This is a genomic window from Spirosoma migulaei (assembly GCF_054776855.1).
Genome location: NZ_BAAHBG010000005.1, coordinates 592,699 through 607,326, shown reverse-complemented (window position 1 = coordinate 607,326; position 14,628 = coordinate 592,699). Strand labels below are relative to the sequence as shown.

The 14,628-nt window shown below is 49.8% G+C and carries 12 protein-coding genes; 2 read left to right on the top strand and 10 right to left on the bottom strand.

Annotated elements, in window-relative coordinates; all coding sequences use genetic code 11:
- Window positions 1–75: 75 nt before the first annotated feature.
- Together ACYVGO_RS08040 and ACYVGO_RS08035 are read right to left on the bottom strand one after the other, a co-directional pair.
- Window positions 76–1,521, bottom strand: a complete 1,446-nt coding sequence (locus ACYVGO_RS08040) for a Gfo/Idh/MocA family oxidoreductase (protein WP_460968825.1) — start codon at window positions 1,519–1,521, stop codon at window positions 76–78.
- Between the two features lie 135 nt (window positions 1,522–1,656).
- Window positions 1,657–1,953, bottom strand: a complete 297-nt coding sequence (locus tag ACYVGO_RS08035; protein WP_142775779.1) for an SCP2 sterol-binding domain-containing protein — start codon at window positions 1,951–1,953, stop codon at window positions 1,657–1,659.
- A gap of 114 nt (window positions 1,954–2,067) precedes the next feature.
- Here ACYVGO_RS08035 and ACYVGO_RS08030 point away from each other — a divergent pair, with 114 nt between their 5' ends.
- A complete protein-coding gene (locus ACYVGO_RS08030) occupies window positions 2,068–2,520 on the top strand; it encodes a hypothetical protein (protein WP_460968824.1) in 453 nt (150 codons plus the stop codon).
- 105 nt (window positions 2,521–2,625) lie between these two features.
- A complete protein-coding gene (locus ACYVGO_RS08025; protein ID WP_142775781.1) occupies window positions 2,626–3,081 on the top strand; it encodes a DUF2147 domain-containing protein in 456 nt (151 codons plus the stop codon).
- Window positions 3,082–3,198: 117 nt separating this feature from the next.
- Here the strand turns inward: ACYVGO_RS08025 and ACYVGO_RS08020 are convergent, their stop codons facing one another.
- The 8 genes from ACYVGO_RS08020 to ACYVGO_RS07985 form a co-directional block, all read right to left on the bottom strand.
- On the bottom strand, window positions 3,199–4,437 hold the full coding sequence (locus tag ACYVGO_RS08020) for an alkaline phosphatase family protein (protein WP_460968823.1): 1,239 nt from the start codon (window positions 4,435–4,437) through the stop codon (window positions 3,199–3,201).
- A gap of 183 nt (window positions 4,438–4,620) precedes the next feature.
- Window positions 4,621–5,703 (bottom strand): endo-1,4-beta-xylanase, encoded by a 1,083-nt coding sequence (locus tag ACYVGO_RS08015; RefSeq protein ID WP_460968822.1) that lies wholly within the window; start codon window positions 5,701–5,703, stop codon window positions 4,621–4,623.
- Window positions 5,704–5,840: 137 nt separating this feature from the next.
- The gene (locus ACYVGO_RS08010) at window positions 5,841–6,644 is read right to left on the bottom strand and encodes an SDR family NAD(P)-dependent oxidoreductase (protein ID WP_460968821.1); all 804 of its coding nucleotides are present in this window, start codon (window positions 6,642–6,644) and stop codon (window positions 5,841–5,843) included.
- A complete protein-coding gene (locus ACYVGO_RS08005) occupies window positions 6,644–8,758 on the bottom strand; it encodes an alpha-glucuronidase family glycosyl hydrolase (protein WP_460968820.1) in 2,115 nt (704 codons plus the stop codon). The genes ACYVGO_RS08010 and ACYVGO_RS08005 overlap by 1 nt, the downstream gene beginning before the upstream one ends.
- 142 nt (window positions 8,759–8,900) lie before the next feature.
- Window positions 8,901–10,100, bottom strand: a complete 1,200-nt coding sequence (gene uxuA / locus ACYVGO_RS08000; RefSeq protein ID WP_460968819.1) for a mannonate dehydratase — start codon at window positions 10,098–10,100, stop codon at window positions 8,901–8,903.
- A 120-nt stretch (window positions 10,101–10,220) separates the two neighbouring features.
- The gene (locus ACYVGO_RS07995) at window positions 10,221–11,660 is read right to left on the bottom strand and encodes an alpha/beta hydrolase family protein (protein WP_460968818.1); all 1,440 of its coding nucleotides are present in this window, start codon (window positions 11,658–11,660) and stop codon (window positions 10,221–10,223) included.
- Window positions 11,661–11,720: 60 nt separating this feature from the next.
- On the bottom strand, window positions 11,721–13,049 hold the full coding sequence (locus ACYVGO_RS07990; protein ID WP_460968852.1) for an MFS transporter: 1,329 nt from the start codon (window positions 13,047–13,049) through the stop codon (window positions 11,721–11,723).
- Between the two features lie 236 nt (window positions 13,050–13,285).
- Window positions 13,286–14,563 carry a mandelate racemase/muconate lactonizing enzyme family protein gene (locus tag ACYVGO_RS07985; protein WP_460968817.1) on the bottom strand — a complete coding sequence of 426 codons (1,278 nt, stop codon included), beginning with the start codon at window positions 14,561–14,563 and terminating at the stop codon, window positions 13,286–13,288.
- Between the last annotated feature and the right edge of the window lie 65 nt (window positions 14,564–14,628).

Below are 14,628 nucleotides of genomic sequence, written 5' to 3'. Positions count from 1 at the left end.
TGAGTGAGTGGAGTAAGTGAAGGCGTTGAGTAACCTGGTTCCTTACTTCACTCACTCAACCTACTCCACTAATTACTACAGCGTATACCCACCATTATACTGCCGTTTAACAAACTGGTTAGCGTAGTCGAAGTTGGTGATTTTCATGTTGTCGCCATCCCACAGCAGTTTTTTGCGCCCCGTAAACTTGCCGCCTTCTCGAGCCAGATAGGAACGTGTTGCCAGATTGCCCATCAGCACGGTTTCGGTAAGCGGGCCCGATTGATCGAACGAGGAGGATGTATAGGCCCCGAAACCCTGCTTGCAGGCTTTCACCCATTGTTGCTGGTGGCCTTCGGTTTTACCCTCTACCAGTGGTTTTTCGGGAGCGGGCAATTCTTTTCCACTAAACTTATCGGCGGGTAATAATTTCGGATCGTTGCCGAACAGGCCGCCCGTTAACATGCCTTTGGTACCGATGAATAACATACCGCCGTCGATTTCGCGGAATACATCGTTGTAGTCGACGCCTTCGGGCAGTTGGGGCCGGATACCGCCATCGAACCACGAAAATTTAATCTCTTTGACTTTCTTATCGTCAGACGGAAATGTCAGGTGAATGGCCGACGAGGGCGGGCAACTATCGTCGTAAAACGCTTCTTTGAAGAAATCGGCATAGACCGAACCAACACTACACTCGACCGAAGTTGGATATTTGAGCTTCAGGGCGCGGAAAGGAACATCCATAAAGTGGCAACCCATATCGCCAAGCGCCCCCGTACCGAAATCCCAATACCCCCGCCAGCGGGTCGGCATGTACGCTTCGTGATAGTCGCGGGTGGGAGCCGTTCCCAACCAAAGCGGCCAGTTTACTTCGGGTGGAATGGGCTGCGATTCACCTTTTTCTTTCGGCGATTTAACGCCCTGCGGCCAAACCGGGCGGTTTGTCCAGCAATAAACCGTGTGCACATGGCCGATTACTTTGTTCTGAATAGCCGTTTCGATAATGCGCGTGGCATCGCCCGAACTCCCCTGATTGCCCATCTGGGTCACGACTTTATATTTTTGGGCAGCCTGGGTCAGCATGCGAGCCTCGTAAATGTCGTGTGTGAGGGGTTTCTCGACGTATACGTGCTTGCCCATGGCCATAGCTGCCATGGCGATAGGTGCGTGCATATGATCGGGGGTGCTGACAATTACCGCATCGAACGTTTTGCCCGCCTTGTCGAACATCTCGCGGTAATCCTGGAAATAGGGAGCATTGGGGAACTTAGCACGGAATTTTTTAGCCTGCCGATCATCGACATCGCAAAGCGCCACGAAGTTGTCGGAACCGTTGTTGTAAGCCAGTCGGATATTCACATCGGCCTTGCCGCCACAGCCAACAGCGGCAATATTCAGTTTATCGGATGGTGCAATAATGCGGGAACCATCCGCGGCTGTTCCGCCCAGTACATGACGCGGAACAATGAAAAAACTCCCAGTTACGGCTGTAGCCGCAGCCAGCGTACTGGTTTTCAGAAACTTACGACGAGAGGGCATAGTATAATGAAGAATTATGAATGAAGAGTGAAGAATACGTGCGTATACGGTGAATGTAGTAAGTCCAAAAACTAGCGCTACTACTGATTCATCATATTTACTCTTCATTCATCACTCATAATTCTTCATTAGAATCTACCCCATTATCTGCCCCATTTTCATGGCGATACCCATGTCGCCTTTAATTTTGAGTTTCCCCATCATCACAGCCATCATCGGGTTGAGGTCGCCAGTGCTCAGTTTAACGAGGTTATCGAGGCTGATCTGCAGTTCGCAGTCGGCGGGTTTATCATCGTTTGAGACAACCGCGGGCGATTGCGTAGCGTCGATATACACAACACCCTGGTCAGTTACTAGCTTGACCGTAGCGTTGATGTTGTCGGCATGTGTAACTTTGTTCCGAGTTTGCTCGGTTAGTTCTTGCAGAGTCATCAGATTTGGATTTCGTTGTTGATTAACAAACTCAGCCGCGAAAATAAGGTTTCTACGTAACGCGGACATCCTGTCCGTTTAAATTCTCCTGCGGACAGGATGTCCGCACTACTTATGCGCTCTCAATTTTTAACTCTCCTTTGCATTCTCACCTTTCTCAGTTGTGCCTGGGGTTTATTCGATTCAGGGGTGTCGTTTTTCCAAACCGACGCGGTATCCGAAACGACCTATGTAGAAAGTACCAATAAGCCTCCAAAAGAGGAAAAACAACCTCAGAAATACTTTGAAGACCGATCGGCAGGTGATGCGCCCACGCCCAGCGATCCGGTACAGGTTCGGTCGTTAGCGATTGCCCAATTTATATACGCCTTGTTAACCCTCATTGGTGCTATATTAATGTTTCGGCTCCAGCGAATAGGGTTCTGGATTTATGTAGCAGGCATTGCTGTTGGCCTTATCTTGCCCATTATACTGGCGGGCTTTGGGGCGTTGAACGTCTCCTTCGGGGTGTTTTTCAGTATGCTCTTTGCCGGATTATATTGGGTATCACTGAAGGAAATGCATTGACGATTTAAGCGAATTCAGACATTGTAACCCAGCTATGGTGAATTAATTTTCCTACGGAATCGACAATTACCCCTCTTCATACGTTTATACAAAAAACACTCACGTATGAATCCGTTACGCTTAACTACATTGCTTCTGCTCGTTTGCATTTCGTTGACTTCATTCGTGACCAAAGCCGACGATCCCGATGCAATTTTGGGCAAATGGCTTAGTTCAAAAAAAAGAAATCAGGTCCAGATTTATAAACATGGGAATAAGTACTTTGGGAAGTTGGTCTGGATGTTGGAGCCTAATGACCCAGTTACGAATAAGCCTAAAGTTGACAAGGAAAACCCCGATGAAAAGCTACGCAACCGTCCGCTCATGCAGGCAGTTTTAGTGACCAACCTAACCTACAAAGGCAATAATCAGTGGGGCGATGGGGAGATTTATAACCCCGAAGATGGCAAGACCTACAGTTGCGAAGTATCGCTCAAAGGACCAAATGCCATTGATTTGCGAGGCTATGTAATGGGGCTAAGTTTTCTGGGGAAATCCAAAACCTGGACACGAGTACAATAGAATTGGATTTGAGGTTATTCGTAGGATTTTTTTGTCATCTCGACGCAAGGAGAGATCTCAAGGTGGTGATTTAAGATCTCTCCTTGCGTCGAGATGACAAAAATAAGGTACTACACCTTACTCAACAATCCAGCGGGACAGGTGATTATATCGCCCTTCCAGCACAATTTTGAAGAACCCTTTGGGAAAGGCCGATACATCAACTATAGCCGATTCTGCCTTCACCGGAAATTCACCAAGCAATCTGTAGTCGTCGCGCTTGCCTTCTTCGAAGTGATTCGTGGTTGACATCCAGACTTTCACATTTCCTTCTGGTTCTACCGATTTCCAGTTCAGCGCAATCTTACTACCTTCTTTTTTAACGACCGGCTCTGTTATTGAGAGTTTGCCCGTTAACGGAACACCGTCGATTTCAAAAGCCTGTTCTTTCGGAATCGTCATCTGCAAATGACGAGCTATCGTTGGCATAATATCGACAATGCCCGGAGTATTCTTTTTGAACTGGCTATTCAGATCTTTGGCATTTGTCACTATCCAGGTAGCGCGTTCGCGGTCTGACTGCCCGCCGTGATTTTTACCCGTGTCGGCACTGCGCCCGTGGTCGGTGGTGATGAACAGTTGCCAATCTTCGCCGAATGTCTTCTGCCGATATTGGATGGCTTTCCAGATTCTCCCCATCTGCTCATCCATGATCTTGACGGCTTTATAAAATTGCTCGCTATCGCCGTACTTATGCCCCATATCGTCGGTGTATTCCAAATAGATCCACGACAAATCCGGGCTTTCGTCCTGAATATAGCGGGCGGCTTCATCAACCACTTTCTCATCAATCTGATGAATGTATTCCGACTCTTTATCGTGCTTATAAAGCAGCGTATCATGTTCCAGCCCATCGAACGAATAATCAATTCGTAGGTGGCCCGTTTGGGGAAGATCTTCGCCAACGAGCTTCGTACGATTGTCGAGCCAGGTCGAGAATACGGCGCTTTTCTTGGATGGATACTGGCTTTCGAAGAAGCGAAATATAGTCCAGTACTGATAATTGGGGGCTTTTATGCTGTTATCCCAGACATTGTGCTTGTTCACCCAGGTACCAGTAAGCAGGCTATTATACCCCACCGCCGAAATGGTTGGCGTTTGGGAATACGTACTTTTTTGTCCGCCGACATAAGCGCGGGCATAGCTTCCTTCTTTGGCAATCGCTTTAAGATTGGGCGTGGGTTGCTTTTCAATCACATCCGCCGGAATCCCATCGACAATGACGAACAGGGCTTTTTTAGGCTTCGTTTGTCCCCAGCAATACAGTGGAATGGAAAGAACGCAACAAAAAAGTAGTAGAGCGAATGGGCGAGTCATAGAGATATGTGATCAGCCAAATTTTTTGTCCACAGAGGCACAGAGAACACAGAGATTCAACAACTAAAAATCAATATTCATACATACCTCTGTGTTCTCTGTGCCTCTGTGGACAAAAAATTTAGAGCGAGAGCGAAAAACCCCCAAAGTAAGTGAAGTCTTGATGATGCCCGAAACAGCGGCTTAAAATTTCACAACTTCATAATATGCCTTTTTTGGTTTCAGATTGGCATCGAATAATAGCGGGTAGTTCTTCCGGCCTGCAACGGGATAGGTATCCAGCCAGGAGTGTTTATCCGATACATTCCAAAAGGTTACGCCCGTGATTGCCTTTTTCTTCTCGCGAAAAATACGGAACACGTTTCGGTACTGTTCCATTTGCTTTTGCTCCATTTCGGGCGTGAACGCATCCGATTCGTCAGGGCGTTTGGCTCGTCGGTCGCCCTGCTCCGCGGGATAGACCGATACGTCCAACTCAGTTATTTGCACTTTTAAGCCCAACGACGAAAATTTATCGATGGCAGTCTCTAAAGCTAACTCGCCCGGCTCATAGATTGACCAGTGCCCTTGCAGACCTACACCATGAATAGGCACTTTCGCATCGACTAATTTTTTCAGAAGCTGATAGATCCGGTCGCGCTTGCTGGGACGCTCGGTATTGTAGTCGTTATACACAAGTTGCGCGTTGGGATCGGCTTCGTGGGCGTACTCGAAGGCTTTGGCAATAAACTCTTCCCCACAAATTTGCGACCAAGGCGAATCCCGCAAAAACTTCTGAGCGTTATCATCGATGGCTTCGTTGACCACATCCCACTGGTAGATTTTGCCTTTGTAGCGCGTAACCACTGCTGTGATATGATCTTTCAGTCGCTTCAGGAGAACCTCCTTCGATACCGCTTTACCCTCCGCATCGGTAAACAGCCATTTCGGGGTTTGTTGATGCCAGCATAGGTTGTGCCCACGTACTTTCAGGCCATGTTTTTGCGCAAAATCGACAATGGCATCGGCGTCTTTCCAATTGTAGGTATTTTCCTCAGGGTGAATGGGCCCCATTTTCATCGCGTTCTCTGCCGTCATGCTATTGAACTGCCGAAGGATCAACTCCGATTCAGGACCAACCAGGTTGCGCGGCCCAACGGCGACGCCAATTGGAAAAAAGTTTTTATACGCGTCTTTGAGCGTTGGCTCTGCGAAATGTGGTTTTAGCGCTGGGCTTAGTAGTAACGTAACGCCCAGAAGTGCAGAATAGATGAAGCGTTGAGTCATGGTTGTGAGCAGCTTTGTGTTTACATTATCGAATCTTATACACCGTATTACCCCTAAATCCCCTGAAGGGGACTTTGCTCGTGCTTGGACAAAGTCCCCTTCAGGGGATTTAGAGGTATTTTATCGTGCTGGCGTTTTTAAAACCCAATCGAATTCCCCCCATCTACCGGCAGCGAAGCACCAGTAATGTATTTTGCGGCTTCGGAGGCCAGGAAAACGGCCGCCCAGCCAATGTCTTCGGGCTGACCAAATTTCCCCATCGGTGTCCGGCGCATGGCACGGGCGAAGCGGTCAGGATCACCACCCATCGCGGTCTTGCTCATGGCTGTTTCAATAAAGCCCGGTGCAATGGCATTCACCCGAACACCGTTGCCGGAGAACTCCGACGCTAGCACTTTTACCATGCCTTCAACGCCCGATTTAGACGCGGCATAAGCAGCTACCCGGTCGATACCATAATAGGCGGCCATCGACGAAATCATGATAATAGAACCCCGTTGGCGCGCCATCATCCGCCTGGCACATTCCCGCGTCAGGCTAAAAACCGAATTCAGGTTTGTGTGTACGATTCGGTCAAAATCCTCATCGGTGACGTCCAGCGCGGGCTTTTTCATGTTAATCCCGGCATTGTTCACCAGTGTATCAATTGGGCCATACGTAGCTTCGATCCGTTCGACCAGATCATCTAGGGAAGCCCGATCTGTTACGTCATTGACCATATAATGCGCCCGTTCGCCCAACGATGCAACGGCTTCCTGAAGAGGTTGCTCCCGCCGACCGGTGATAACAACACTACCCCCAGCCTGCACCATACAACGGGCAATATCGAGACCGATACCGCTGCCTCCTCCTGTGATGAGCGCTAACTTACCTTTGAGCGAAAAAACGGAATAATTGGATGACGGCTGACCGTCGGGCTGGGTAGTTTGTAGGTGTTCCACTAGCGTAATTTATAAATTTCGGATAAGCGTTTAACATCGTCCAGCGTCCGTTCCGGTTTTGGGAAAGGGGCCGGAATGGGTTGTTTGGAGTACGTCTGTAAATACAGCACCCAGGAATCGCGCCACCAGATGGCTTCCTTGTGCTGGGTAGCCAGACGACCCGTTACATCGGCAAAAATAGCTGGATCGACGGCGGGTTTGACCTGCGCCCACTGCTGCTGCATCCAGCCAACCGAATCGGCACCGGTGTAGAAGCGGGTGCAGAGTTCATCCCAGAGCGTTCGTCCAGAGCTTAGTTTCTTTGTCCAGGGCACATGGTGAAACCAAAGCAGATACGGTAACGGACAGGTTTCGGGGTTATTCCATTTCTGTTGTACTTCTGGCCGGTATTGTGCCAATGCATTGCTCCCCGTTGCTGTTCGATCAAAACCCAGCCCAATAGAATCGGCCCGATGGTAATAAATGGCAGTCCAGTCGGGACGAGGGCTTTTTTCCTGCCAGGGTTCGGGGGCAAAGTGTATTCCTGCCCAGGGACGTGACAAACCGATTGGCGTGTTATAATCGACGTAAATATCCCTTGATTTCAGCATCAAGTTCGTAATGGTCTTGACCGCTTTCGGCTCACTCGTGAGTGTCATTTTAACCCACTCGTTCGCAATGGCTTCTGACGATAAGGTGTGATCCCACGCCAGTCGCCCGTAGGCGTACCAATTGGCTTGTGCCATCGGGTTACCGGTCCAGTTTCGGTCGGAGCCTGTATTAGCCACGCCCGCAATAGCGGTCATTGTGTACTTATGCAGGCTACCATCAACAACACTGGCCACCGTTGCCCCGCCGGATGGTGAGCCTTTCCCATGTACGTAGGTATCGGTATCCAGGCATTCTTTAAAAATCGGCGCTTCATACACCCAATGCGTTGCAAAGCCCGTGTACTCTTGCGTAATCTGAAACTCCATCGACAGGGGCGTTTTGGGCATATTTCCGAACAAAGGCGAAAACGGCTCACGTGGCTGAAAATCAATAGGGCCGTTCTTCACCTGGACGATCACCTTCTTGTCGAATTTACCATCCAGTGGCGTAAACTCTTCGTGTGCGGCTTTGAATCGATCAGCATTGGGATCGGCTTTGTAGACGAAGGCCCGCCACATCACGATACCATCGTAGGGCGCGAGGGCTTCGGCCAGCATATTCGCTCCATCGGCATGGGTACGTCCATAATCCTGCGGACCTGGTTCACCTTCGGAGTTGGCTTTGACCAGAAATCCACCGAAATCAGGAATGAGTTTGTAAATCTCTTTGGTTTTGTCGGCCCACCATTTCCGCACCTCGGGATCGAGCGGATCGGCGGTTTTTAGGCCGCCAATGACTTTAGGAGCGGGGAAATAAACTGACAGGTAAATTCGAATACCGTAAGGCCGAAAGACGTTAGCCAGGGCAGCAACCTTTTCTAAATACTCAGCGGTTAGAAAGCGGGCACTGGCGTTTACATTGTTCACAACTGTTCCATTAATGCCCAGCGAGGCATTGGCGCGGGCGTAATCGCGGTAACGCGGGTCAATCGTTGCAGGCAACTCGTACCATTTCCAGAGCGACTCACCGGCATACCCACGTTCAATGGTTCCGTTGGTATTGTCCCAGTGATTGAGCAGACGATACTGGATTTTGGGGATATTGATCAAAGGCAGGCTTGTTAATGACCGGCCCGTCTGTATATATCTCAGCAAGGCAAACGTTCCATAAAGTACTCCTACTCCTTTGTTCGCCAGTATATAGATATTATCACTATTCGACATCGCATAACCATCATCTTTATAATTAATATGGTTACTAAAGTCTTTATGTTCATTTAGATAAACCCCGCCTTTTCGCTTGCCAAGATCGGTAATGATCGGCACTGACTTACCTAGTAGTCCCTGTAACCCGAGTTGTAATTCCTGAGCCGCATTCATCAAGATCGGACTTTGATTACTGACGGCAATAAACTGTGCAGAACGGGCATATTCCTCCCGTTTGGCTACGTCTTTGATCAGGTCATATTTCAGCCAAAGGCGATAGCCATCGTCGCCGTAGGAAAGTGTGCTAATGAGTAGCAGGCAACATATCAATCGTTTCATTTTTTCTGATTTTCTGGCGCGGGTATTCACCCGTGTCTTTCCATTTCGTCAGCATTTGCTGACGCTTAACTTGATAACATGCCAGTGAATACCGGCGCTCATGAAAAGGCACGAGTAAATACTCGCGCCAGTTTCAAAACCTTTACAAACTCCGTTCAATGCCCATTTCCAGACCTCGTAACTCTGCCAAACCCCGCAATCGGCCGATGGCTGAATAACCGGGGTACGTCTTTTTATGCAGATCGTCGAGCATCTGGTGACCGTGATCAGGGCGCATGGGAATCGTGGTTACACCAACACCCGCTGTTGAGCGTCGCTTCTGCTCCAGCACAATTTCCTTCACAACCGCATACATATCCACATCGCCTGCCAGATGGTCGGCTTCGTGGAAGTTCCGTGGGTCTACTTCACGTTTGGTGGTTCGCAGATGAATGAAGTGAATACGTTCACCGAAGCGACGGATCATGCCGGGCAGATCGTTATCAGGCCGGATACCTAAGGAACCCGTACAAAAGGTAATACCGTTGGCCGTTACATCACTGGCCGCCATTAGTTGCGCTAAGTCGGACTCGGTGCTAACGACACGGGGAAGACCTAACAGTGGACGCGGTGGATCATCGGGGTGAATACACAAATTGACGCCTACTTCCTGCGCAACGGGGGCAACTTGTTGAATAAAATAATACAGATTCGTCCGAAGTTCAGCATCGCCAATAGTGGCGTATTCATTTAGTAGACCCTGAAATGTATCGAGCGAAAAGGCTTCTTCGGAACCGGGTAAACCCAGCAGGACAATGTTCGATAGGTCGGTTATCTGCTCGGCTGTCATCCGGCTGAATTTCTGGTGGGCCGACTCAATGATTTCGGGTTCGTAATCTATTTCCGCACCGGGGCGTTTGAGGATGCACAAATCGAAAATCGCAAAGTCCTCCCAAACGAACCGGAGCGCCCGCGACCCATCGGGCATTTCGTAATTCAGGTTCGTACGCGACCAGTCCAGCACCGGCATGAAATTGTAACAAACCGTGTTGATGCCACAGGCGGCCAGATTCCGAATCGACTGTTTGTAGTTTTCAATATAACCTTCTCTCGATGGCCGACCTTTTTTAATGTCTTCGTGCACAGGCAGGCTTTCGACTACGGCCCAGTGCAAGGGCGAATAGCGCTGATTGCCCGCTTCAACCAGTTGTTTGCGCTCGTTAATGGCCTCGACCATCCATAGGTCACCCACCGGAATCTGGTGAAGCGCCGTAACAACACCCGTGCAACCCGCCTGCCGAATATCCATCAGCGAAACCGGATCATTCGGTCCGAACCAGCGCATCGTTTGTAACATTCCCATAATTCATATCCCTGAATTAGTTTTTGTCATGCTGACGAAGGAAGCATCTCAATTTACCATGATATACTTGTATGGAAAACTTAAGATGCTTCCTTCGTCAGCATGACAAAAACAGAATTGCTATTTTTTTAACTTAAATTGTCTATTTGCAAACTCCAGAAACACAGGCCAGTCGAGCGAATCGACGTGGCCACCTTCGTGGTTTCGAAAGGCTAACTCGCCATGTATCAGGGAGACATCGGGCGCTGGCATCTCGGTTGTACCAACGCCTTTTTTGCCGAGTAATTCATAAACCGGGCTGGCTCCCACACAGGCCATAAATTCGCCTTTGGGATCGGCCCAACTATCTTTTGTGCCGCCTGTGATAAACAGGGGTCGGGGAGCAATGAGCGCCATCAGCTCGTGGGCATCGACCGGCATAGCAGCCCAGTTTCCACCATATTTCAGGAAATTACCTGCCATCCAGTGGTATTCGCCCGGACCCGCTACGTTGTCGATCGTTTCGCCCCAGCTTCGTTTTTCCAGCGAAGCACCCAATGAGCCTGAGCAACTCGCAAAAACAATGGCCCAACGCGGGTCCAGTGCTCCGGCCAGCAAGGCGGTTTTACCCCAGCGCGAATGCCCCTGCACTCCAATCTGTTTGGCATTGATCGTGTTGTCTTTCTCAAAATGATCGAGGACACGACTGAGGCCCCAACTCCAGGCCGCCAATACACCCCATTCGTCGGGGGTGCGGTCTTTGCCTCCGTTCATCAGGCCAATAATGCCTTCGTGCAAACCCGCTCCATTGTCTGCCTGAATGGCCCCGGTGTTTACCGTTGCCACCGCCCAGCCTGCATCAATCAGTTTTTCGATGTTTGCCATAGGTTGCGGAAATGAACCCCAGACAATGACCATCATCGGAATTTTGCCCGATGCATTGACCGGGCGGTAATACGTAACAGGGATGCTGGGGGTTACTGATGGATACCGGGAATTATCAATGCTGCCCAACATGTTTTTGCGAAGCGCTTTCCCACTGAGTACAGTGCTATCGACTCCCGAAGGCGCAAACGTTACCTTGGGTGTATTCGTCGGCGTTTTTCCGTAAATCTCGGTTAGGTACTCGTTCAGGATTTCGGGGCGACGTTGCTTCCACCAGGTGTTGGCGTCTTTTACCGGTTTGCCATTTTTCAGTTTTAGCGGATCAGGCAGTGTATAGTTATTCGCTTTAGCTTCCTCATAATTCGTCCAATTGCCCCAACCTGACCGAACGTGCGTGTTTCCTGCTTCGTCGTACCAGTTCGTTGAACCTTCTTTGGGCTTAACGTGCGATGGGCGTTTAGGATCGTCGGCAGGCGGAGGTAATGCTGGCAGTTTCAGATTGAGCTTATCCATCATCGTCTGCCAATCGGCCTGACTGGCCACCCGCACTTTATTCATATACGCCGTCCGTTCGTCCGGCGTCATTTTCTGGAAGTTTGGGGCCTGGGCATTCGCGTTGCGGCTATGCAAACCAACAAGCACGCATACCCAAACTATTAATCGACAAAACGGGAACAAGTAGGTGTTGTTTTTCATAGCTTATGATCTGATCGATGGCGCGAACTAAGACGACGCGTCATCAGACACAAGTCAGGTTTAAGAACCTGACTTCACTAAAGAAGCACGACTGAAAACGAAAATATAGAGCATGGCCCAGGCGACTAAATAGGCCAAACCAGCGATATAAAAAATGATGTAGTATCCTTCTGACAAGCTTCCCAAGGCCTTGTAGTGATCCAGAATACGCCCGACGAGCAACGGAAAAACGGCACCGCCTAATGTTCCAGCCATCGTTCCTAAACCAACTACCCGGCTCAATACCTGCTTCGGAAACTGATCGGCAGCGACGGTAAAAATATTGGCCGACCACGCCTGGTGAGCCGCTACCGCCAATGATAAAATGGCAATTACCGGCCACATGCTGCCCATTTGGCTTATAGCCATAACCGGCGTTATACAGATCGCGAATAAAGCCATCGCCCACTGACGAGCCCGCGTTGGGTGCCAGCCTTTCTGGATTAGCGTAGATGATAACCAGCCACCGCCAACGCTACCAATCGTAGCCGCCAGGTAAATGACGATCAGCGGAGCCCCTAATTTTTTCAAATCCAGGTGATAGATGTTCGATAAGTAAGATGGCAACCAGAACAAGAAAAACCACCAGATGGGGTCCGTTAGGAGTTTTCCACTCATGAATCCCCAAATAGCGCGATTGGCGAAGATTGGGTAGCGCGTTGGCGTCGTATCGGCAAGAAGATCGGTAGCAGCGGCATCGCCAGCCACGGAGGGTTCAACGGCTTGCTCTCCGGTAATGTGAGCCAGTTCTGACGCGCTCACCCGTTTGTGGCGGGCGGGCACTTCATAGTAAAACCACCAGGCAATGATCCAGACAAATCCCAGTGCACCGGTTGCAATAAAGGCCATTTGCCAACCCGCAACCAGGGCAATCCAGGGAACAATAGCAGGGGCAACTACGGCACCAATATTGGCTCCTGAATTAAATATGCCAACCGCCAGCGCCCGCTCTTTCTGTGGAAACCATTCGGCCACCGTTTTAATAGAAGCCGGGAAGTTACCTGCTTCGCCAATACCCAACAGAGCACGAGCAACCATAAACCCAGCCGTACCACCTGCCAAGGCATGCCCCATGGCCGCAAAGCTCCACACCAGAATAGCCCCGATGTAGCCAATTTTAGTACCAATCCGGTCGATGATATACCCGGCCAATAGCGTACTGGCTCCGTAGAAAAAAGTGAAGACGGTTACGATATTGCCATAATCGGATTCAGTCCAGCTAAACTCTTTTTCCAGGATTGGCTTCAACAGACTGATCACCTGCCTGTCGAGGTAGTTAATGGTCGTTGCGAAAAAGAGAAGACCGACGATTATCCAGCGATAATTGCTTGAACTTGGCGCGCCACCCATTGAACTCGGGAGCACAGCAGATACAGGAGTAGATTTGGTTGTCAATGGAAAATTTGATCAATGAGTTTTAGTAAAAAACATTCATCCTGGTTAGATACTGAAGTTGTTTGAAAGTGGCGTCGGTTACTTATAACCGACGCTGGTAGGTTTCTCAAAACCTAAAGGTCAACAGTAGGTTTTGAGAAACCTACCAGCGTCAGGTTTAAGAACCTGACGCCACAGATACGTAACAACATCTACACAAAAAACGGAACGTCTTTCGGTGCGTATTTCTTCATGCCTTCTTCGTTGATTTCCACCCCAATGCCCGGTTTATTGGATAGCGGAATGAAGCCTTTCTCCACCATGGGTCCATCGAAGGTGACGATTTCTTTGAACATGGGCTCCTCGTGGAAATAGATCTGCCATTCCAGAATCAGGAAGTTGGGCACCGACGCACAAACGTGGCTCGACGCCATCGCACCCAGATACGACGCTACCATGTGTGGCGCAAAAGGCACGTAATAGAGATTGGCTAAGTTGGCAATCCGTTGCCCTTCGCCCAGGCCGCCCGCTTTCTGCAAATCGGGCATGATAATGTCGACGGCTCCGATTTCGAGGAGTTTGCGGAATCCATGCGCCAGATAATGGTTCTCCCCCGCGCAGATGGGCGTGTTCGACGCTTCCCGAATTTGCTTATACGCTTCCGGGTTTTCGGCAGGGATGGGCTCTTCCAGAAACAGCAGATTTAGTGGCTCCATCAGTTTAGCCACCCGCCGACCCGTGGTCATATCATAACGTCCGTGCATGTCTACGCAGATGTCAACCTTCGGGCCAACGGCTTTACGGACACCGGCAATCTGGTTGTACATCCGCTCCAGTTCGCCCTGACTGGCTGTCCAGTTGTAGGCGTCGTATTTGTTGGGGTCATTACGTTCGTCGATGTCATACTTTACCGCGTTGAAGCCCATATCGACGGCTTTCTTAGCGCTTTTCCCGAAGGCTTCAGCGCTGGTGTCCGTTTCGCGATAGGCCCCTGTATCGCAGTACACCCGAATTTTGTCGCGAAACTTCCCGCCCAGCAATTGATAAACCGGCATGCCTAACGCTTTTCCGGCTAAATCCCAGAGCGCCGTTTCCACAGCCGACAGCACCGATATATACATACCCGCCTGAGCACCCTCAAAAAAACCAGATTTCCGAACATCCTCAAATAGCCGGTTGACATTAAGCGGGCTCTTGCCTTTGATCCGTTCGCCCATCAATTTCACCAGGTGATAGGTCCCAACGGACGCATCGACGGCTTCACCGCAGCCCCAGATTCCCTGATTGGTGTGAATTTTGACGAACAGGCTGTGCCCGTTACGGATATAGCCGCATTTGATATCGGTAATTTTTAGGTCCGACGGCGCGGAGGACTGTGGCGCGTGGTGAACAGCCGTTTCCAGCCCCTCACCGAAACTGGCTAACGCGCTGGCACTAAACACACCGGCTAAGGCACTCTTTGTCAAAAAGGAACGTCGTGATGTTGTCATGATTTAGGGAAGGAGAAAAGTTTATGTATTAAACACAGAGACACGGAGAACACAGGATTATAACT

Bases quoted from the DNA above. Each gene is read 5' to 3' on its own strand.
- ACYVGO_RS08040 (WP_460968825.1), bottom strand. From the start codon at position 1,521: ATGCCCTCTCGTCGTAAGTTTCTGAAAACCAGTACGCTGGCTGCGGCT.
- ACYVGO_RS08005 (WP_460968820.1), bottom strand. From the start codon at position 8,758: ATGAAACGATTGATATGTTGCCTGCTACTCATTAGCACACTTTCCTAC.
- ACYVGO_RS07995 (WP_460968818.1), bottom strand. From the start codon at position 11,660: ATGAAAAACAACACCTACTTGTTCCCGTTTTGTCGATTAATAGTTTGG.
- ACYVGO_RS08035 (WP_142775779.1), bottom strand. From the start codon at position 1,953: ATGACTCTGCAAGAACTAACCGAGCAAACTCGGAACAAAGTTACACAT.
- ACYVGO_RS08030 (WP_460968824.1), top strand. From the start codon at position 2,068: ATGCGCTCTCAATTTTTAACTCTCCTTTGCATTCTCACCTTTCTCAGT.
- ACYVGO_RS08020 (WP_460968823.1), bottom strand. From the start codon at position 4,437: ATGACTCGCCCATTCGCTCTACTACTTTTTTGTTGCGTTCTTTCCATT.
- ACYVGO_RS08025 (WP_142775781.1), top strand. From the start codon at position 2,626: ATGAATCCGTTACGCTTAACTACATTGCTTCTGCTCGTTTGCATTTCG.
- uxuA (WP_460968819.1), bottom strand. From the start codon at position 10,100: ATGGGAATGTTACAAACGATGCGCTGGTTCGGACCGAATGATCCGGTT.
- ACYVGO_RS07990 (WP_460968852.1), bottom strand. From the start codon at position 13,049: ATGGGTGGCGCGCCAAGTTCAAGCAATTATCGCTGGATAATCGTCGGT.
- ACYVGO_RS07985 (WP_460968817.1), bottom strand. From the start codon at position 14,563: ATGACAACATCACGACGTTCCTTTTTGACAAAGAGTGCCTTAGCCGGT.
- ACYVGO_RS08015 (WP_460968822.1), bottom strand. From the start codon at position 5,703: ATGACTCAACGCTTCATCTATTCTGCACTTCTGGGCGTTACGTTACTA.